The 19,026-nt window shown below is 69.4% G+C and carries 19 protein-coding genes; 14 read left to right on the top strand and 5 right to left on the bottom strand.

Translation table 11 applies throughout. The features are described from left to right. The coding region (locus BKN37_RS17290) for an alpha/beta hydrolase-fold protein (protein ID WP_083341863.1) at positions 1 to 695 on the top strand (695 nt) is incomplete at its 5' end. A 38-nt stretch (positions 696 to 733) separates the two neighbouring features. Further along, positions 734 to 2,320 (top strand): gamma-glutamyltransferase, encoded by a 1,587-nt coding sequence (gene ggt, locus BKN37_RS17285; protein ID WP_071028059.1) that lies wholly within the window; start codon positions 734 to 736, stop codon positions 2,318 to 2,320. Here the strand turns inward: ggt and purD are convergent. Next, positions 2,317 to 3,585 carry a phosphoribosylamine--glycine ligase gene (gene purD, locus BKN37_RS17280; RefSeq protein ID WP_071028057.1) on the bottom strand — a complete coding sequence of 423 codons (1,269 nt, stop codon included), beginning with the start codon at positions 3,583 to 3,585 and terminating at the stop codon, positions 2,317 to 2,319. The genes ggt and purD overlap by 4 nt on opposite strands. A gap of 122 nt (positions 3,586 to 3,707) precedes the next feature. Here purD and BKN37_RS17275 point away from each other — a divergent pair, with 122 nt between their 5' ends. Next, positions 3,708 to 4,943 carry a cytochrome P450 gene (locus tag BKN37_RS17275; protein ID WP_071028068.1) on the top strand — a complete coding sequence of 412 codons (1,236 nt, stop codon included), beginning with the start codon at positions 3,708 to 3,710 and terminating at the stop codon, positions 4,941 to 4,943. Between the two features lie 3 nt (positions 4,944 to 4,946). Next, positions 4,947 to 5,555, top strand: a complete 609-nt coding sequence (locus BKN37_RS17270) for a TetR/AcrR family transcriptional regulator (protein ID WP_071028055.1) — start codon at positions 4,947 to 4,949, stop codon at positions 5,553 to 5,555. Between the two features lie 71 nt (positions 5,556 to 5,626). Here the strand turns inward: BKN37_RS17270 and BKN37_RS17265 are convergent, their stop codons facing one another. From BKN37_RS17265 to BKN37_RS17250, 4 genes are all read right to left on the bottom strand, one after another. Further along, positions 5,627 to 6,064 carry a carboxymuconolactone decarboxylase family protein gene (locus tag BKN37_RS17265; protein WP_071028066.1) on the bottom strand — a complete coding sequence of 146 codons (438 nt, stop codon included), beginning with the start codon at positions 6,062 to 6,064 and terminating at the stop codon, positions 5,627 to 5,629. A 12-nt stretch (positions 6,065 to 6,076) separates the two neighbouring features. Further along, on the bottom strand, positions 6,077 to 6,928 hold the full coding sequence (locus tag BKN37_RS17260; protein ID WP_071028053.1) for an NAD(P)-dependent oxidoreductase: 852 nt from the start codon (positions 6,926 to 6,928) through the stop codon (positions 6,077 to 6,079). After that, the gene (locus tag BKN37_RS17255; RefSeq protein ID WP_071028051.1) at positions 6,925 to 7,677 is read right to left on the bottom strand and encodes an SDR family oxidoreductase; all 753 of its coding nucleotides are present in this window, start codon (positions 7,675 to 7,677) and stop codon (positions 6,925 to 6,927) included. The genes BKN37_RS17260 and BKN37_RS17255 overlap by 4 nt, the downstream gene beginning before the upstream one ends. A 78-nt stretch (positions 7,678 to 7,755) precedes the next feature. Further along, entirely contained in the window at positions 7,756 to 9,222 is a 1,467-nt protein-coding gene (locus BKN37_RS17250; protein WP_071028049.1) for an aldehyde dehydrogenase, read from the bottom strand. A gap of 175 nt (positions 9,223 to 9,397) precedes the next feature. On the opposite strand from BKN37_RS17250, the gene BKN37_RS17245 reads away from it, so the two are divergent. The 10 genes from BKN37_RS17245 to BKN37_RS17200 all read left to right on the top strand — a co-directional run bounded on the left by BKN37_RS17245 (position 9,398) and on the right by BKN37_RS17200 (position 18,766). Next, positions 9,398 to 10,000 (top strand): TetR family transcriptional regulator, encoded by a 603-nt coding sequence (locus BKN37_RS17245; RefSeq protein WP_071028047.1) that lies wholly within the window; start codon positions 9,398 to 9,400, stop codon positions 9,998 to 10,000. Continuing rightward, positions 9,997 to 11,199: a cytochrome P450 gene (locus BKN37_RS17240; protein ID WP_071028044.1), complete on the top strand. Its 1,203-nt coding sequence runs from the start codon at positions 9,997 to 9,999 to the stop codon at positions 11,197 to 11,199. Before BKN37_RS17245 ends, BKN37_RS17240 begins: the two co-directional genes overlap by 4 nt. Beyond that, positions 11,200 to 12,018 carry an SDR family oxidoreductase gene (locus tag BKN37_RS17235; protein WP_071028042.1) on the top strand — a complete coding sequence of 273 codons (819 nt, stop codon included), beginning with the start codon at positions 11,200 to 11,202 and terminating at the stop codon, positions 12,016 to 12,018. It abuts the gene before it with no gap. Positions 12,019 to 12,026: 8 nt separating this feature from the next. Further along, positions 12,027 to 13,373 carry a cytochrome P450 gene (locus BKN37_RS17230; RefSeq protein WP_423212806.1) on the top strand — a complete coding sequence of 449 codons (1,347 nt, stop codon included), beginning with the start codon at positions 12,027 to 12,029 and terminating at the stop codon, positions 13,371 to 13,373. A gap of 14 nt (positions 13,374 to 13,387) precedes the next feature. Next, positions 13,388 to 13,591 (top strand): ferredoxin, encoded by a 204-nt coding sequence (locus tag BKN37_RS17225; RefSeq protein WP_071028038.1) that lies wholly within the window; start codon positions 13,388 to 13,390, stop codon positions 13,589 to 13,591. A 1-nt stretch (position 13,592) separates the two neighbouring features. After that, on the top strand, positions 13,593 to 14,138 hold the full coding sequence (locus tag BKN37_RS17220) for a nuclear transport factor 2-like protein (protein WP_071028035.1): 546 nt from the start codon (positions 13,593 to 13,595) through the stop codon (positions 14,136 to 14,138). Between the two features lie 145 nt (positions 14,139 to 14,283). Then, positions 14,284 to 15,411: an NDMA-dependent alcohol dehydrogenase gene (locus BKN37_RS17215; RefSeq protein ID WP_071028033.1), complete on the top strand. Its 1,128-nt coding sequence runs from the start codon at positions 14,284 to 14,286 to the stop codon at positions 15,409 to 15,411. Positions 15,412 to 15,469: 58 nt separating this feature from the next. Next, a complete protein-coding gene (locus BKN37_RS17210; protein ID WP_242657283.1) occupies positions 15,470 to 17,479 on the top strand; it encodes an NAD(P)/FAD-dependent oxidoreductase in 2,010 nt (669 codons plus the stop codon). A gap of 19 nt (positions 17,480 to 17,498) precedes the next feature. Continuing rightward, a complete protein-coding gene (locus BKN37_RS17205) occupies positions 17,499 to 17,912 on the top strand; it encodes a ketosteroid isomerase family protein (RefSeq protein ID WP_071028031.1) in 414 nt (137 codons plus the stop codon). Between the two features lie 26 nt (positions 17,913 to 17,938). Continuing rightward, positions 17,939 to 18,766 carry an SDR family NAD(P)-dependent oxidoreductase gene (locus tag BKN37_RS17200; RefSeq protein ID WP_071028062.1) on the top strand — a complete coding sequence of 276 codons (828 nt, stop codon included), beginning with the start codon at positions 17,939 to 17,941 and terminating at the stop codon, positions 18,764 to 18,766. Positions 18,767 to 19,026 lie beyond the last annotated feature (260 nt).

The following is a 19,026-nucleotide window of genomic DNA, read 5'->3' as shown; positions in this document are numbered from 1 at the left end:
CCGGCTCGTTCGTGTCGGCGGCCCGCGGCGGGGTGGCCACCAATTGGGCCATCGCCCGCCCGCCGGGCCAGACCGCCGCGCTGCGGCCGCTGATCGCCTTGCACGGCAAGGGCAGTGACGCCTCGACGGTGATGGCCGGCGGGGTCGAGCAGGGCCTGGCCCAGGCGGTGAACGCCGGTCTGCCGCCGTTCGCGGTGGTCGCCGTCGACGGCGGCGGCAGCTACTGGCACAAGCGGGCCTCCGGGGAGGATTCCGGGGCGATGGTGCTGGGCGAACTGATCCCGATGCTGGCCGATCAGGGGCTGGACACCTCGCGGGTGGGGTTTTTGGGCTGGTCGATGGGCGGCTACGGCGCGCTGCTGCTCGGCGGTCGGCTCGGGCCGGCCCGCACCGCGGCGATCTGCGCGGTCAGCCCGGCGCTGTGGCTGTCGCCGGGCGCGACCGCGCCCGGCGCCTTCGACGGCGCCGACGACTGGTCGGCAAACTCGGTGGTCGGGATGCCGGCGCTGGCGTCGATCCCGATCCGGGTGGACTGCGGGGACAGCGACCCGTTCTACGGCGCGACCAAACAGTTCATCGCGCAGCTGCCCACCCCGCCGGCCGGCGGCTTCTCCCCCGGCGGGCACGACGCCTCGTTCTGGAGCTCGCAGCTGCCCGCCGAGCTGACCTGGGTGGCCCCGCTGCTCACCGCGTAGCGTTGAACCGCCACGGCGCAGCGTGCAACGATCCGAGGGTGACCGTGCCGTTCGGTTGGAAACTGCCTTACGCGTGGCCGCGAAAGCCCGTTCTAGCGGGCAATGTTGTGTGCACATCGCAACCCCTGGCCGCCCAGGCGGGCCTTCGCATGCTGGCCGACGGCGGCAACGCGGTCGACGCGGCGGTGGCCACCGCCATCGCCTGCACCGTGGTCGAACCGGTGTCCAACGGCATCGGCTCCGACGCGTTCGCCATCGTCTGGGATGGTCGACGACTGCACGGGTTGAATGCGTCGGGCCGCTCCCCCGCCGCGTGGACACCGGAGTACTTCGGCGGCCGCGGTGTTCCGGCGCTCGGGTGGAATTCGGTCACCGTGCCGGGTGCGGTCTCGGCCTGGGTCGGCCTGCACACCAGGTTCGGAAAGCTCCCATTCGCCCGGCTCGTCGAGCCGGCGATCGCCTACGCGCGCGACGGCTTTTTGGTCTCACCGACGGTTGCCGAGCAGTGGGCGGCGCAGGTACCGCTGTTCCAAGCCCAACCCGGCTTCGCGCAGACGTTTATGCCCGGCGGCCGCGCACCGAAACCCGGTGAGCTCGCCGTCCTTCCCGACCATGCCGCCACGCTGGAAAAGATCGCCGAAACCAACGGCGAGGCGTTCTACCGCGGAGAACTGGCGGCCGCGCTCGAGGCGCATGCGACGGCCCACGGCGGTGCCATGCGGGCCAGCGACCTCGCCGCTCATCGGGCGGACTGGGTCGACACGATCAGCGGCGACTACCGCGGCTACACCATTCACGAGATCCCGCCCAACGGTCAGGGCATCGTCGCCTTGATCGCCCTGGGCATCCTCAAGCAGTTCGACATGTCCGCGTTCCCAGCCGATTCCGCCGAGAGTGTGCATCTGCAGATCGAGGCGCTCAAGCTCGCGTTCGCCGACGCCCAGGCCTATGTCGCCGATGTCGACCACATGTCGCTGCGGCCACCGGAGCGTCTGCTCGACCCCGAGTACCTGCGGCAGCGGGCGCAGCTGATCGATCGGACCCGGGCCAAACCGGCGTCCGCCGGCACACCGAGCGCGGGCACGGTGTATCTCACCGCCGCCGACACATCCGGGGTAATGGTGTCGATGATTCAGTCGAACTACATGGGCTTCGGCTCGGGTGTGGTGGTGCCCGGAACCGGGATCGCCCTGCAAAACCGCGGCGCGAATTTTGTTGCCACGCCCGGACACCCGAACCGCGTCGGACCGAACAAGCGTCCGTATCACACCATCATCCCGGGATTCGTGACCCGAGGCGGTGCACCGGTGATGAGCTTCGGGGTGATGGGCGGCACGATGCAGCCGCAGGGCCACGTGCAGGTCGTGGTGCGCATCGTCGACCACGGCCAGAATCCGCAGGCGGCCTGCGACGGCCCCCGGTTCCGGTGGGTGCACGGCAACCAGGTCGCCTGCGAGGACGGCTTCCCGCGGTCAACGCTCGACGAGCTCCGCCGGCGCGGCCATGAGCTGGTCGTCGTCGAGGACTACAACCAGTTCGGCAGCTGCCAAGCGATCTGGCGGCTCGACGACGGGTATCTCGCGGTCAGCGATCCGCGCCGAGACGGCCAAGCCGCGGGCCTCTAGACCCGGATCTTGCCCTCGGCGGCCGCCAACCCGATGTCGTTGCGGAAGTGTCCGCCCGGCAACCGGATCGATCCCAGACGGTCATAGGCGTCGGCGCGGGCCGCGGTCAGGTCCGCACCGGTGCCCACCACCGACAGCACCCGACCGCCCGAGGACACGATGGCCCCGTCGTCGCGGCGGGCCGTCCCGGCGTGCAGCACCCCGTCGAGGTCGGCGCCGGCGATCACGTCGCCGAGCCGCGGACGCCCCGGATAGTTTTCGGCGGCCAGCACCACGGTCACCGCGGCGCCGTCGCGCCAGCGCAGCGCGGGAAACCCGGCCAGCTCGCCGGTGGCGGCGGCGTGCAGCAGCTGGCCCAGCGGAGAGTCCAGCAACGCCAGCACCGACTGGGTTTCGGGGTCACCGAAGCGGCAGTTGAACTCGACCACCGCCGGCCCGGTCGAGGTGATCGCCAGCCCGGCGTACAGCAGCCCGGTAAACGGGCTGCCGCGCCGAACCAGTTCGGCGGCAACCGGTTCGACGACCTCGGCGACGATGCGGGCGGCCAGCTCGTCGGGCAGCCAGGGCAGCGGCGCGTAGGCGCCCATGCCGCCGGTGTTGGGGCCCACATCCCCGTCGCCGACCCGTTTGAAGTCCTGCGCCGCCAGCAGCGGCACCACGGTGCGGCCGTCGACGACGCTGAACAGCGACAGCTCCGGCCCGTCCAGGAAGGACTCCAGCAGCACCGGGTGCCCGTCGTCGAGCAGCCCGGCGGCGTGGGCGCGGGCCGCGGTGCGGTCGGCGGTCACCACCACGCCCTTGCCGGCCGCGAGGCCGTCGTCCTTGACCACCCAGGCCGTTTCGCCGGCCCCCGGACCGAACCGGTCCAGCGCGGCGTCCAGATGCGCGGGGTTGTCGACGATCTCGCTGCGGGCGGTGCGCACCCCGGCGGCGGCCATCACGTCCTTGGCGAACGCCTTGGAGCCCTCGATGCGGGCCGCGTCCTTGCTGGGGCCAAAGCAGGCGATCCCGGCCGCGCGCACCGCGTCGCCGACGCCGAGCACCAGCGGCACCTCGGGCCCGATCACCACCAGGTCGGCGCCGAACTCGCGGGCGAGGCCGACGACGGCGTCCCCGGAGCTGATGTCGACGTCGTATTGGTCGGCGACGGCGCCGGTGCCGGCGTTGCCCGGGGCGATCGCCAGCCCCTCGACCTGCGGATCTCGGCGCAGCGCCAGCAGCAGCGCATGTTCACGGGCACCGGAACCGATCACCAGGACGCGCACAACCCGTCACCCTAGCGGGCGGCACCGGATCGCCGCCGCTCAGCCGCCCACGGACATACACTTGACAGCCCGGTGTATGGTCGTAGGCGGTTTGTGTCCCACACCACACGGAGGTGGTCGTCTTGACGTCAACGCAGGTCTGTCCGTTCGGCTCCGGCTTCGACTTCACCGACCCGGACGTCTTGCTGCGCGGCATGCCCGTCACCGAGTTCGCCGAGCTGCGCAAGACGGCGCCGGTGTGGTGGAACGAGCAGCCCGCCGGCAGCAACATCTTCGATGACGGCGGCTACTGGGTGATCAGCAAGCACCAGCACATCAAGGACATCTCCCGGGACAACGACGTGTGGTCCACCAACGCCAAGGGCGCGGTGATGCGGCTGCCCGAAGGGGTGACCGCCGAGCAGCTCGAGCTCACCAAGGCGCTGCTGATCAACCACGACCCGCCGGAGCACACCCGGCTGCGCAAGCTGGTGTCCCGGCTGTTCACCCCGCGCTCGGTCGCGGTGCTGGAGGAAAAGCTGGCGTTGGCCGCCCACGACATCGTCGCGGCCGCCGCCGCCAAGGACAGCGGCAACTTCGTCGACGACGTCGCGATGGAGCTGCCGCTGCTGGCCATCGCCGATTTGATCGGGGTGCCCGAGGCCGACCGGGAAAAGCTGTTCCACTGGAGCAACTCGATCATGAACACCGACGACCCGGACTTCGACAGCGATCCGACGGTGGCCAACGCCGAGCTGATGGGCTACGCCTACACGATGGCCGAACAGCGGCGCCGCTGCCCGGCCGACGACATCGTCACCCGACTGGTGCAGGCCGACGTCGACGGCGAGTCGCTGGGCGAAACCGAGTTCGCGTTCTTCGTCATCCTGCTGGCGGTGGCCGGCAACGAGACCACCCGCAACGCGATCACGCACGGCATCAACGCGTTCGCCGAGAACCCCGAGCAGTGGGAGCTGTTCAAGCGGGACCGCCCCGAGACCGCCGTCGACGAGATCGTCCGCTGGGCGACCCCGGTGCACTGCTTCCAGCGCACCGCCAAGGTGGACACCGAGGTCGGCGGGGTGGCGATCAAAAAGGATCAGCGGGTCGGCCTGTTCTACAGCTCGGCCAACTTCGACGAGGACGTCTTCGACAAGCCGTTCGAGTTCGACATCCTGCGCAACCCCAACCCGCATCTGGCGTTCGGCGGGCAGGGCACCCACTACTGCATCGGCGCCAACCTGGCCCGGATGGAGATCCGGCTGATGTTCAACGAGATCGCCGACCAGATCCCCGACATCACCAAACTGGCGGAGCCGCAACGGCTGCGGTCCGGCTGGATCAACGGGATCAAGGATCTGCACGTCTCCTACCATTAGCCGATGCGCACCCACGGGTGGGGCGGTGCGGCCCCGGCCACCGACGACGAGGCGGTGGCGCGCATCCTGGCGGCGGCCAGCCAGCTGATCGACGCGCGGGGCGCCGAGCTGTCCATTGCCGATGTGGCCCGCACGCTGGGGGTGACCCGCCAGACCGTGTACCGCTACTTCCCCAGCACCGACGCGTTGCTGGTGGCGGCGGCCACGGCCGCGGCGGACGGGTTCTTGGAGCGGCTGGCCGCGCACCTGGCGGGCATCACCGATCCGGCCGACGCCGCGACCGAGGCGATCGCCACCGCGCTGGAATGGTTGCCGCACGACAAACACATCGGTCTGCTGCTGGCCCGCGACCGCGCCAATGCCTTCACCGCCGACGTCACCTCCGATGTGGCCCTGCAATTCGCCAACTCGATGCTGCGCCGCTTTGACGTCGATTGGGCGGCAGCCGGTTTCAGTGACGACGAGGTGGCCGAACTCGCCGAGCACCTGCTGCGGATCATCCAGTCGTTCGTCATCGACCCGGGCCGGCCGCCGCGCCACGGCACCGAGCTGCGGCGATACCTGCGCCGCTGGGTGGGCGCCGCGCTGGTCGGGGCGCCGGTCACCCGATAGCGCGAGCAGACGCAAAAGCCCCCCAAAACCGCTGTTTGAGGGGGCTTTTGTGTCTGCTCGTGGGGAGGAAGTTACTCCAACCCCTCGCCGGAGTGCATGCGGACCGCGGCGTCGACGTTGGCCTTCTTGTCCTCACCGGCGCCCTTGGCCGCCGCCTTCTTACGCTTGGCCACGACGGCGTCGACCGCACCGTTGAGCGTCGACCCCAGCGGGAACCCGAGATAGTGGGTCACGAAGACCGCCATCTCCTTGAGTTCGGCCTCGGTGAGCTCCCCGTTGAGCAGGGCGGCGTTGATCTGGATCTCGGCCAGGTCGCGGTTTCCGATCGCGGTCACCGCCGTCAGCGTCATGATGCGCTTGTCGCGCATCGACAATCCCGGGCGGGTCCAGATGCTGCCGAACAGGTGATCCACGGTCAGGTCGAAATAGGGGTCGCCCTCGATGTTGGGCATCTCCCAGCCGTACACCTCGTTCATCTTCTCGAGGCCGGTGCGGCGCAACTCGTCCATGCTGGTCTCCAATCAGTCGTGCGGGACGCCGAGCCCGTCGGCCAGCCGGTCCAGCGCCACCCGCGCCAGCGGCAGGTCCACACCGGTGGCCTCCCCCAACGCCAACGCCAGGCTCAGGTCCTTCTCCCCCAACCCGCGGGTGTGGGTGAACGCGTCGTAGAGCCAGTGGTCCGGCTGCAGTGTCGCCATGTCGTCGCGGACCATGATCGCGCCCGGTCCGCCGGTGAGCGCATCGGTGTGGCGCACCACCCGGCCCAGCGCCTGCAGATCCAGGCCGGCCGCCGCGGCCAGCTTCATCGCCTCGCACGCCGCGGCGTAGGAGGTGAAGGTCAACATGTTGCGGGCCAGCTTCATTCGGGTGCCCGCACCCGGCGTCCCGGCGTGGATCACCATCGACGCCCAGCACTTGAACGCCGGCTTGATGCGCTGGTAGATCTCCCGGTCGGCGCCCACCATGGTCGCCAGCTCACCCTTCTCGGCGGCCCCGCCACCGCCGCTGACCGGGGCGTCGACGATGTGGATGCCTTGCGGCTTGCACTCGTTGGCCAGTTCGACGGCGGTGGTGTCGCTGATCGTGGAATGGATCGCGATGACGGTGTCCGGCTTGGCCACCGCGGCGAGCTGGCCGACCACGTCGCGCACCTGGGCGTCGTCGAGGACGGTCACGCTGATGAGGTCGGCGGCGGCCACCTCGGCGACGCTGCCGGCCGCGGTGGCGCCGGCGTCGGTCAGCGGGGTCATCGCCTCGGCCCGCACGTCGAACACCATGACCCCGCCCGGCCAGTCGACCAGCCGCTTGGCCATCGGCGCACCCATATTGCCCAGCCCGATGTAGCCGAGCCTCAGCTGCTCAGGAGACGTCATGACCGGATGATCTGTCCGCCGTCGACGTTGAAGATCTGCCCGGTGATCCACTTGGCCTGATCCGACAGCAAGAACAGGCACATGCCGACCAGGTCGTCGGGGGTGCCCATCCGGGACAGCGGGATGCCCTTGACGATGTCGGCGACCATCTCCTGCGGCGTGGTGGACCGGTTGGCCTCGGTGTCGATCGGCCCCGGCGCGATCGCGTTGATGCGGATGTTCATTCCGCCCAACTCGCGGGACAGCTGCTGGGTCAGCCCGTTGACCCCGACCTTGGCCAGGCCGTAGAAGTTGGCGTACATCCAGGCCGCGGTGGAGGATTGGTTGACGATCGCGCCGCCGCCGCGCTTGGCCATCTTCTTGTACACCGCGCGGGTGCACACCAGCGCGCCGTCCAGGTTCACGCTCATGAACTTCTTGTAGTACTCCCAGTCCACGGTGAGCAGCAGGTCGAGCTTCATCCCGCCGAAGATCGCGGCGTTGTTGACCAGGTAGTCGATGCCGTCGAACTCCGCCAGCGTCCGGTCGGCCATCGCCTTGGCCGAGTCGGGATCCGACACGTCGACGGGCACCGCCAGCGCGGTGCCGCCGTCGGCGACGATCTGTTTGGCCACCCCCTCGGCGGCCTCGGCGTTGATGTCGGCCACCACCACCGCCGCGCCCTCCCGCGCCAGCGCCTCGGCGTAGGCCTGCCCGATGCCGCCACCGGATCCGGTGACGATGGCCACCTTGTTGTCGAACTGCCCCATGTCTCATTCCTCTCTGCCGAGTGTGGGCTTAATCCCCGCCGCGCGCCGTACCGCGTGTCCTAACTCCACACTCGGCGCCTAGATAGCTTCAGCGATGACCTTGGTCTCCAGATACTCTTCGAAGCCCGCGACGCCCATCTCCCGGCCGTTGCCGGACTGCTTGTAGCCGCCGAACGGGGCGTCCGCGGAGTACCAGACACCGCCGTTGACGTTGACGGTGCCGACCCGCAGCCGGGCCGCCACCGCGGCCGCGCGGGCCGGGTCGGCGCCAAACACGGTGCCCGACAGGCCATACGGCGAGTCGTTGGCGATGCGCACCGCGTCGTCGTCGCCGTCGTGGGCGATGACGGTGAGCACCGGGCCGAAGATCTCCTCCCGGGCCACCCGGGCGTCGTTGCCCAGCCCGGCGATCACGGTGGGCTCGATGAAGAAGCCGGTGTCGCGGTCGGCGGGCCGGCCGCCGCCGCAGGCGAACGTACCGCCCTCGCGCACCGCGAGATCCAGGTAGCTTTGCACCCGGTCGCGTTGCCGCGCCGAGATCAGCGGCCCGCACACGGTGCCGGGGTCGGTGGGGTCGCCGGGCTTGATCGAGCCCATGGTGGCCGCCGCCGCGGCGACCGCCTCGTCGTAGCGGGCGCGGGGCACCACCAGCCGGGTGGTCACCGCGCAGCCCTGCCCGGCGTGCATGCAGGCGGTGAACGCCGACATCGAGGCCGCCCCGGCCAGGTCGGCGTCGTCGAGCACCACGAACGCCGACTTGCCGCCCAGCTCCAAAAACACCCGCTTGATGGTGCCGGCGGCGTCGATGCTGACGCTGCGGCCGGTGGCCGTCGACCCGGTGAACGAAATCATGTCCACCCGAGGGTCTTTGGCCAGCAGCGCACCGACGCTGTGGTCGTCGGAGGTGACCACGTTGACCACCCCGGGCGGGATGTCGGTGTGTTCGGCGATGAGTTGACCGACCGCGGCCGCACACCACGGCGTGTCGGGCGCCGGCTTGAGCACGACGGTGTTGCCGGCGGCCAGTGCCGGCCCCAGCTTGGCCAGGTTGATCTGGTGCGGGAAGTTCCACGGCGTGATGGCGCCGACGACGCCGACGGCCTCCCGCGCGATGGTGCGCCGGGTGGCGATGCCCATCGGGGACGCCTCCCCCAAATCCTGGTTCCACGGGTAGGACTCGGCGGTGTCGGCGGCGAACCCGAGGTCGTCGATGGGCCCCTCGAGCTGCGCGCTGGCGGTGAGCATGCGGGGCGCGCCGACCTCGGCGATGGTCAATTCCCGCAGTTCTTCGACGTGTTCGCGCAACACGTCGCGCAGCTGCCGCACACAGCGCACCCGCAGCCCGGTGTTGCGCGACCAGTCGGTGTCGTCGAAGGCGCGCCGCGCCGCCTCGATCGCCCGGTCCATGTCGGCGGCGTCGGCATTGGCCGCCGTCCCGAGCACCTCCTCGGTGGCCGGGTTGATCGTGCCGAAGGTGCCCGCGCTGCCGGACACCATCTTGCCGTCGATGAGCAAGTCGCTGCCGCGATCAGCCAGTAGAGCCATCTGCGCCTCACCTCGTTTTGCTGGACATGTGTCCGACGGAGTTCCGGTTCGAACCATAGCCGGATACCGCCAACGGCCGCAAGGTCCGCCGGCAACCAGCACAATCACCCAGGTCAACTGGTATGGCTACGCGACGGACTTGCCGGACCGGACCGCCATCCGATAGCGTGGACACGTGTCCAGTGATGCAGTGGCCGCGGTCACAGCCGACGCCGCGCCGCGGAACCGCCGGCAGGAAGAGACCTTCCGCAAGGTGTTGACCGCCGGGGTGGAGATGCTGCGGGAAACCTCCTACGCCGAGCTGACGGTGCGGGCGGTCGCCGCCCGCGCCAAGGTGGCGCCGGCGACGGCCTACACCTACTTCTCGTCGAAGAACCACCTGATCGCCGAGGTGTACCTGGACCTGGTGCGCCAGGTCCCCTACTTCACCGACGTCAACGACCCGATGCCGACCCGGGTCGACAAGGCGCTGCGCCATCTGGCCCTGGTGGTCGCCGACGAACCCGAGGTCGCCGCGGCCTGCACCACCGCGCTGCTGGGTGGCGGCGCCGACCCGGCGGTCCGCACGGTGCGCGACCAGATCGGCGCCGAGATCCATCGCCGGATCACCTCGGCGATGGGCCCGGACGCCGATCCGCGCACCGTGTCGGTGCTGGAGATGACGTTTTTCGGTGCACTGGTCAACGCCGGCAGCGGCGCCTTCACCTACCACCAGATCGCCGACCGATTGGCCTATGTGGTCGGCCTCATTCTGCAATCCAATGGAGAGGACGCATGACCGTAGAGACCAGCGAGGTGATCCTCGATCCCTACGATTACGACTTCCACGAGGATCCCTACCCGTACTACCGGCGGTTGCGTGACGAGGCCCCGCTGTACCGCAACGACGAGCGCAACTTCTGGGCGTTGTCCCGCCACGGTGACGTGCTGCGCGGCTTCCGCAACAGCACCGCGCTGTCCAACAAGTACGGCGTCTCGCTGGATCCGGTGTCGCGCAACGCCGAAGCGCACCGGGTGATGTCGTTTCTGGCGATGGACGACCCCGGCCACCTGCGGCTGCGCGCCCTGGTGTCCAAGGGGTTCACCCCGCGGCGCATCCGCGAACTGGAGCCGCGGGTGGTGGAGCTGACCCGCCAACACCTCGACACCGCGCTGCAAGCCGACAGTTTCGACTTCGTCGCCGAGTTCGCCGGCAAGCTGCCGATGGATGTCATCTCCGAACTGATGGGGGTGCCCGAACCCGACCGCGCCCACATCCGCGAACTGGCCGACGGCGTGATGCACCGCGAAGACGGGCTGGCCGATGTGCCGCAGTCGGCGATGCAGGCCTCCGCCGACCTGATGCTCTACTACATCGACCTGATCAAGAAGTTCAAGAAGTCCCCCGACGACAACCTGACCTCGGCGCTGCTGGAGGCCGAGATCGACGGCGACCGGCTCACCGACGAGGAGATCCTGGGCTTTTTGTTCCTGATGGTGATCGCCGGCAACGAGACCACCACCAAGCTGCTGGCCAACGCCGTCTACTGGGGTCACAAAAACCCCGACCAGCTGGCCCCGGTCTACACCGACCACTCCCGGATCCCGCTGTGGGTCGAGGAGACGTTGCGCTACGACACCTCCAGCCAGATCCTGGCCCGCACCGTGGTCGGGGATCTGGACCTGTATGACACCACCATCCCCGACGGGGATGTGCTGCTGTTGCTGCCCGGCTCGGCTAACCGCGACGACCGGGTATTCGACGACGCCGACGAGTACCGGATCGGTCGCGAGATCGGTTCCAAACTCGTCAGTTTCGGCAGCGGCGCGCACTTCTGCCTCGGCGCGCACCTGGCCCGCATGGAGGCCCGCGTCGCGCTGACCGAGCTATTCGAACGAATCCGCGGTTACCAGGTGGACGAGGCCAACGCCGTCCGCGTCCACTCCAGCAATGTCCGCGGATTCGCCTACCTACCGATCACAGTGGAGACCGTATAGATGCCCCGCTTCGAACCCCACCCGGACCGTCGACCCGCGATCGTCGCCGGCGCCTCCTCGGGTATCGGCGCCGCCACCGCGCTTGAGCTCGCCGGCCGCGGCTTCCCGGTGGCCCTGGGCGCCCGGCGCGTCGAGAAGTGCCAGGAGCTCGTCGATCAGATCCGCGGCCAGGGCGGTGAGGCGATCGCCCTGCCGCTCGACGTTACCGACACCGATTCGGTGAAAGGCTTCGTGCACCGGGCCACCGAGGAGCTCGGCGACATCGAGCTGCTGGTCGCAGGCGCCGGCGACACGTTCTTCGGTCGGCTGCACGAAATCGACACCGCCACTTTCGAATCGCAGATCCAGATCCACCTGATCGGGGCGAACCGGCTGGCCACCGCGGTGCTGCCGGGCATGGTCGAGCGGCAACGCGGCGACGTGATCTTCGTCGGGTCCGACGTCGCGCTGCGGCAGCGACCGCACATGGGCGCCTACGGCGCGGCCAAGGCCGCGCTGGTCGCCATGGTCACCAACCTGCAGATGGAGCTGGAAGGCACCGGGGTGCGGGCGTCGATCGTGCACCCCGGCCCGACGAAGACCGGCATGGGTTGGAGCCTGCCCCCCGAATCGATCGGGCCGATGCTCGAAGACTGGGCGAAGTGGGGGCAGGCGCGGCACAGCTACTTCCTGCGCGCCGCCGACCTGGCGCGCTGCATCGCGTTCGTCGCCGAAACCCCGCGCGGCGGGTTCATCACCAGCATGGAAATCCAGCCCGAGGCGCCGCTGACCGGTGCCGCCAAAGAGCGTCAGCAGCTGAAGTATCCGGAGGAGTCGTGACCAGTCAGGTGAAGGAAGTGCCGCGGGTTTCCGGCGGCGAGGACGAACACGGCCACCTGGAGGAATTCCGCACCGACCCGATCGGGCTGATGCGACGGGTGCGCACCGAATGCGGTGACGTGGGCTGGTTCCAGCTCGCCGGCAAGCATGTGATCCTGCTGTCGGGGGCCGAGGCCAACGAGTTCTTCTTCCGGTCGGCCGATGAGGATCTGGATCAGGCCGAGGCCTACCCGTTCATGACGCCGATCTTCGGCGAAGGCGTGGTGTTTGACGCCAGCCCGGAGCGGCGCAAGGAAATGCTGCACAACGCGGCGCTGCGCGGCGAGCAGATGAAGGGCCACGCCGTCACCATCGAACACGAGGTGCGGCGCATGGTCGAGAAGTGGGGCGAGACCGGGGAAATCGATCTCCTCGACTTTTTCGCCGAGCTGACCATCTACACCTCGACGGCCTGCCTGATCGGCACGAAGTTCCGCGAGGAGCTCGACTCCCGGTTCGCCGAGCTGTACCACGATCTCGAACGCGGCACCGACCCGCTGTGCTACGTGGACCCCTACCTGCCGATCGAAAGCTTCCGCCGCCGCGACGCGGCGCGAGAAGGCTTGGTGGCGTTGGTCCAAGAGATCATGAACAACCGGATCGCCAACCCGCCGGCCGACAAGAGCGACCGCGACATGCTCGACGTGCTGGTCTCGATCACCGACGAGGACGGCAACCCGCGGTTCTCGGCCAGCGAGGTCACCGGCATGTTCATCTCGATGATGTTCGCCGGGCACCACACCAGTTCGGGCACGTCGGCGTGGACGCTGATCGAACTGCTGCGCCACCCCGAGGTGTACGCCGAGGTGACCCGCGAGCTCGACGAGCTGTACGCCGACGGTCAGGAAGTCAGTTTCCATGCGTTGCGCCAGATCCCGAAGTTGGAGAACGTGCTCAAGGAAACCCTGCGGCTGCATCCGCCGCTGATCATCCTGATGCGGGTGGCCAAGGGCGAGTTCGAGGTGTGCGGGCTGCCGATCCACCAGGGCGACCTGGTGGCCGCCTCCCCGGCGATCTCCAACCGGATCGAAGAGGACTTCCCGAACCCGGACGCGTTCGACCCGGACCGCTACGAGAAGCCGCGCCAGGAAGACCTGATCAACCGGTGGACCTGGATCCCGTTCGGCGCCGGCCGGCACCGCTGTGTGGGGGCGGCGTTCGCCACCATGCAGATCAAGGCGATCTTCTCGGTGCTGTTACGCGAGTATGAGTTTGAGATGGCGCAACCGTCGGACAGCTACCGCAACGACCACTCCAAGATGGTCGTCCAGTTGGACCGGCCGGCGAAAGTCCGTTACCGCAAACGCGCATCGTAAGAGGGTGAGCTGCCATGGGCTATCGGATTGAAGCCGACCTGGACCTGTGCCAGGGTCACGCGATGTGCGAGTTGGAGGCGCCGGACTATTTCCGGGTGCCCAAACGCGGCCAGGTGGAGATCCTGGACCCCGAGCCGCCGGACGAGGCCCGGCCCGACATCGAGCGGGCCGTCGAGATGTGTCCCACCCAAGCGTTATTCATTCGAGAGGAAGACTGAGATGGCATCGTTTCCGCGGGAGCAGCTGGAGGACTGGGTGCAGCGGTGGCTGGAGGCCAACCGGGAAGCCGAACGCACCGGCGACTGGCGCCCGCTGGCCGACTTCTACACCGACGACGCCACCTACGGCTGGAACATCGGCCCCAAGGAGGACGTGATGTGCGTCGGGATCGACGAGATCCGCGACATCGCGCTGGGCCAGGAAATGGAAGGCCTGGAGGGCTGGAAGTACCCGTACCAGAAGGTGATCATCGACGACCAGCAAGGCGAGATCGTCGGCTTCTGGAAGCAGGTCGCCACCGACGCCGACGGCGGCACCCAGGAGGTGTACGGGATCGGCGGCAGCTGGTTCCGGCTGGGTGCGGACGCCAAGATCTCCTGGCAGCGCGACTTCTTCGATTTCGGGCACGTCTCGACGCTGTACCTGGACCTGATCAAGGCGGGCAAGTTGTCGCCGGGGATGCAGAAGCGCATCGAACGCGGCATGTCCGGCGAGAAGGTCCCCGGCTACTTCCCGCTCGGCAAGTCGCCGGTACCGCTTTGGTAGGTCGCGGATATGGCCGAAGTCGCCCGCAATGCCGGCGCGCGCTATAAGCTCCCGCCCAGCATCGCCACGATGCCATCCGCCGCTTGCCGGCCGGTCACCAAGCTCACCCCCGTAGCCACAGGTCAACGATGAAAGCAGGTTCACGGTGAAGACGAAGGGCGCATTGATCTGGGAGTTCAACCAGCCGTGGTCGATCGAGGAGATCGAGATCGGCGACCCGGTCAAAGATGAGGTCAAAATCCAGATGGAAGCGTCGGGGATGTGCCACTCCGATCACCACCTGGTCACCGGCGGCATCCCGATGGGCGGCTTCCCGGTGCTCGGCGGGCACGAGGGCGCCGGCATCGTCACCGAGGTCGGGCCGGGCGTAGAGGACCTCGCGGTCGGCGACCACGTGGTGTTGTCGTTCATCCCGTCCTGCGGCAAATGCCCGTCCTGTCAGGCGGGGCTGCGTAACCTGTGCGACCTGGGCGCCGGGCTGCTGCTGGGGGCCGCGGTCAGCGACGGCACCTTCCGCATCCAGGCCCGCGGCCAAAACGTGTTCCCGATGACGCTGCTGGGCACCTTCTCGCCGTACATGGTGGTGCACAAGAGCTCGGTGGTGAAGATCGACCCGTCGATCCCGTTCGAGGTGGCCTGCCTGGTGGGCTGCGGGGTGACCACCGGCTACGGGTCGGCGACCCGCACCGCCGACATCCGGCCCGGCGACGATGTCGCGGTGATCGGCATCGGTGGGGTGGGGATGGCGGCGCTGCAGGGCGCGGTCAACGCCGGCGCGCGCCGGGTGTTCGCCGTCGACCCGGTGGAGTGGAAACGCGATCAGGCGTTGAAGTTCGGCGCCACCCACGTCTACCCGGACGTCGAGGCCGCGCTGATGGGCATCGCCGAGGTCACCGCCGGCCTGATGGCCAAGAAGGTGATCGTCACCGTCGGCGAACTGCACGGCGCCGACGTGGACGCCTACGTGAACCTGACCGCCAAGGGCGGCACCTGCGTGCTGACCGCGATCGGCAGCCTGCTCGACACCCAGGTCAGCCTGAACCTGGCCATGCTGACCCTGATGCAAAAGAACCTGCAGGGCACCATCTTCGGCGGCGGCAACCCGCACTACGACATCCCGCAGCTGCTGTCGATGTACCAGGCCGGCAAACTCAACCTGGACGACATGATCACCCGCCAGTACAAGCTGGAGCAGATCAACGACGGCTACCAGGACATGCTGGACGGCAAAAACATTCGCGGCATCATCCGCTACACCGACGACGATCGCTGATTCCGATGCCGCCGAGTAGCCAGTTATGAGCCCGCTTTTCGCGAGAAACGTGCACTAAGTGGCCGCTCGGCGGAACAGTTTCACCCACCTGCTGGCGCCCGGGCGCATCGGTGCCATGACCATCCGCAACCGGCTGGTGATGTCGCCGATGGAAACGATGTACGGCACCCCCGAGGGGCTGCCGTCGCCGCGCACCCGGGACTACTTCGCCGCCCGCGCCCGCGGCGGCGTCGGCTTGATCACGGTGGGCGCCACCGGAATCGACCCGCGGCACCCGGAGACGCCGGGCGGTTTGCACCTGGGCACCGACGACGCGGTGGCCGCCCATCGGGCGTTGGTGGAGGCGGTGCACGAGCACGGGGCCAAGATTCAGCCGCAGCTCGTGCACGCCGGACCCGACGGTCTGGGCCCGGAGCTGCATCGGGTGACCTCGCTGGGTCCGTCGGTGATCCCGTCCTACCTCACCGGGCGCCCGTCGGCCGAGATCAGCAAGCCGCAGCTGCTCGAGGTGTTCGACCTGTTCAGGGCGGCGGCGCGCCGGGCCGCCGAGGCCGGCTACGACGGTCTCGAGCTGCACGCCGCGCACGGCTACATGTTCTTGGGGTCGTTCCTGGCCCCGCAGCGCAACCGCCGCACCGACGACTACCGCGGTGACTCGGTGCGCGGCCGGATCCGGGTGGTGCTGGAGGCGTTGGCCGCGATCCGCGCCGAGATCGGCGACGCGTTGCCGATCACGCTGCGCATCTCCGGCTATGAGCGGGTGGCCGGCGGCCGGCCCATCTACGAAACCGCGCAGGTGGCACCGCAACTGGTGGCCGCCGGGGTGGACGCCTTCCACGTCAGCGGCGGCGTGATCGACCGGCTGGTCACGCAGATGGTCAACGGCGCCGACGACGGTGACGCCCTCAACGTGGGGGCGGCTGCCGCGGTCAAAGAGGTGGTCGACGTGCCGGTGATCGCGGTCGGCCGCATCCACGACCCGCAGCGGGCCGAGCAGATCCTGGCCGACGGCCGCGCCGATTTCATCGCGATGGGGCGCCCGCTGCTGGCCGATCCCGAGCTGCCGGCCAAACTCGCCGCCGGGCACGCGACCCGGGTGCGCCGCTGCATCTCCTGCGAAAACTGCATCGACGCGATGGAGCAACGGTTTTCGGTGGACTGCGCGGTCAACCCGCGCACCGGTAAGGAGCGCGAGCTGGCGGTGCGGCCGGCGCGGCGCCGCCGTCGGGTCGCGGTGATCGGGGCCGGCCCGGCCGGTCTGGAAGCCGCCCGGGTGGCCGCGGCCCGCGGACACCGGGTCACCCTGTTCGAAGCGGCCGGCCAGCTCGGCGGCGCGCTGCTCTGGGCGTCGGTACTGCACCCGGAGAACCAGCCATTCCTACGGTATCTGCGGGCCGAGATCGCCCGCAGCAGCGTGAAAGTCGTGCTGAACCACACCGTGGGCGTCGACGACATCACCGAGCTAGCACCCGACGGGGTCATCGTGGCCACCGGCGGCACCGTGGTGGTGCCCGACATTCCCGGCGCCGACCTGCCGCACGTGCGGACCGGCCCCGGGTTGCGCGGGCTGTTCGCCGGGCGCCGGCAACGGCTGATCCGGCCCACGCTGCTGCGGGCGGCCAGCCGGGCCTGGCTGCCGGTGGGCGACCGGGTCGCCATCATCGGGGGTGACCTGGTGGCGTTGGAGCTCGCCGAGTTCCTGGCCCGCCGCGGGCGGCGGGTCGCGATCCTGGAAGCCGGCAAAACCCTCGCCCCGGAGATCGGCAACAAGCGCAAGACCGAACACATGGATCGGCTGGATCGGCTCGGGGTCACCGTGCATGTGCGGGCCAGCGTCGAGCAGATCACCGCCGCGGCCGTCGAATTCACCCCAGCGGGCGGGACCAGTCGGGCGCTGCCGGCCGATAGTGTGGTGGTGGCCGGCACCCTGCACGCCGACACCACCCTGTTCGACGCCGTGGCGGCGGCGCTGCCCACCGCCCAGGTGTCCGCGGCCGGGGACTGCACCGGTCTCGGGCTGATCCGCAAAGCGACCGAGGACGGCGCCCGCGCCGCCTGCGCGCTCTGAGATACCCAGGAGGAAACCCATGTCCGACGAATCACCGGCGCTGCGCGCCTCGCAGGCGTCCTGGCGCTGCGTGCAGGCCCACGACCGGGACGGCTGGTTGGCGCTGATGGCCGACGACGTCGTCATCGAAGACCCGATCGGCAAGTCGGTCACCAACCCGGACGGCACCGGGGTCCGCGGCAAGCAGGCCGTCGCCGGGTTCTACGACACCAACATCGCGGCCAACCGGCTCACCATCACCTGCGAGGAGACCTTTCCGTCCAGCTCGCCGGCCGAGATCGCGCATATCCTGGTGCTGCACAGCCGCTTTGACGGTGGCGTCACCAGCACGGTGCGCGGCGTGTTCACCTACCGGGTCAACGACGCCGGGCTGATCACCAACATGCGCGGCTACTGGAACCTCGAGGCGATGACGTTCGGCAAGGACGAGTGAGCGCGCTGCTGGCCGGCCGCGGCGCGGTGGTGGTCGGCGGGTCGCGCGGCATCGGCGCGGCGGTCGCCGAACTGCTGGCCGCCCACGGCGCCGGGGTGGTGATCAACGGCCGCGACCCGGACGCGGTCACCGCTGCCGCCCAACGCATCCCCGGCGCCGTCGCGCACCCGGGTTCCCCCGCCGAGCCGGCGGTCGCCGACGCGTTGATCGACGCGTGCACCGCCGCATTCGGCCGTGTCGACATCCTGGTGAACTGCGCGGGCACCGCCGAACCGCCCGGCTCGTCGATCCTGACCGTGAGCAGCGGTCAGTTCCGCGAGCTGCTCGACGCGCACCTGGCCACCGTGTTCGAGACCTGTCGCGCCGCGGCGCCGAAGATGGTGGCCCAGGGCGGCGGCGCGATCGTCAATACCAGCTCGTTCGCGTTCCTCGGCGACTACGGCGGCACCGGGTATCCGGCGGGGAAGGGCGCGGTGAACGGGCTGACGCTGGCGATCGCCGCCGAGTTGAAGGAGCACGGGGTGCGGGCCAACGTGATCTGCCCGGGCGCCAAAACCCGGCTGTCCACCGGGGCGGACTACGAACACCACATCGCCGAGCTGAACCGGCGCGGCCTGCTCGACGACGTCAGCATGGCCGGGGCGCTGGACGCCGCGGCCCCCGACTACGTCGCGCCGCTGTACGCCTACCTGGCCAGCGACCTCGCCGCGGCGGTGACCGGCCGGATCTTCGTCGCGGCAGGGGGTTTCGTCGGCGAGTTCTCCCGGCCCGCACCCAGCCTGCTGGCCTACCGGGACCACCACGATTGCCCACCCTGGTCGGTGCAGGAATTGGGCGGGCTTCTCGCCCAGTAGCGCGAGCAGACACAAACGCCCCTCAAAATGACGGAAATTGGGGACTTTTGCGTCTGCTCGGCCAGCACACAATTCCTGACCGGACGGGCCCCGCTCAGCCACTAAACTCCTCGCCAGGGGGTGACGAGATGGGGGTACCACGCTGCCGATTCGCGCCGCGACTGCTGGGCGCCGCGGCGCTGACGGTACTGGCCGGGTGCGGGGCGCTCGTGCTGGTGGCCCCCGCACGCCCCAGCCTGCAGGGCCGGTCGAACTGGGTG

Source organism: Mycobacterium talmoniae (assembly GCF_001854525.1).
In the GTDB taxonomy this organism is placed as follows: Bacteria; Actinomycetota; Actinomycetes; order Mycobacteriales; family Mycobacteriaceae; genus Mycobacterium; species Mycobacterium talmoniae.
Note: the sequence above shows the minus strand (reverse complement) of the source record. Positions and strands in the feature narration are given on the sequence as shown.

Excerpts from the sequence above, each read along its gene's own strand:
- BKN37_RS17270 (WP_071028055.1), top strand. The coding sequence starts at position 4,947 with ATGCGCACCCACGGGTGGGGCGGTGCGGCCCCGGCCACCGACGACGAG.
- BKN37_RS17265 (WP_071028066.1), bottom strand. The coding sequence starts at position 6,064 with ATGGACGAGTTGCGCCGCACCGGCCTCGAGAAGATGAACGAGGTGTAC.
- BKN37_RS17260 (WP_071028053.1), bottom strand. The coding sequence starts at position 6,928 with ATGACGTCTCCTGAGCAGCTGAGGCTCGGCTACATCGGGCTGGGCAAT.
- BKN37_RS17255 (WP_071028051.1), bottom strand. The coding sequence starts at position 7,677 with ATGGGGCAGTTCGACAACAAGGTGGCCATCGTCACCGGATCCGGTGGC.
- BKN37_RS17250 (WP_071028049.1), bottom strand. The coding sequence starts at position 9,222 with ATGGCTCTACTGGCTGATCGCGGCAGCGACTTGCTCATCGACGGCAAG.
- BKN37_RS17240 (WP_071028044.1), top strand. The coding sequence starts at position 9,997 with ATGACCGTAGAGACCAGCGAGGTGATCCTCGATCCCTACGATTACGAC.
- BKN37_RS17235 (WP_071028042.1), top strand. The coding sequence starts at position 11,200 with ATGCCCCGCTTCGAACCCCACCCGGACCGTCGACCCGCGATCGTCGCC.
- BKN37_RS17225 (WP_071028038.1), top strand. The coding sequence starts at position 13,388 with ATGGGCTATCGGATTGAAGCCGACCTGGACCTGTGCCAGGGTCACGCG.
- BKN37_RS17220 (WP_071028035.1), top strand. The coding sequence starts at position 13,593 with ATGGCATCGTTTCCGCGGGAGCAGCTGGAGGACTGGGTGCAGCGGTGG.
- BKN37_RS17205 (WP_071028031.1), top strand. The coding sequence starts at position 17,499 with ATGTCCGACGAATCACCGGCGCTGCGCGCCTCGCAGGCGTCCTGGCGC.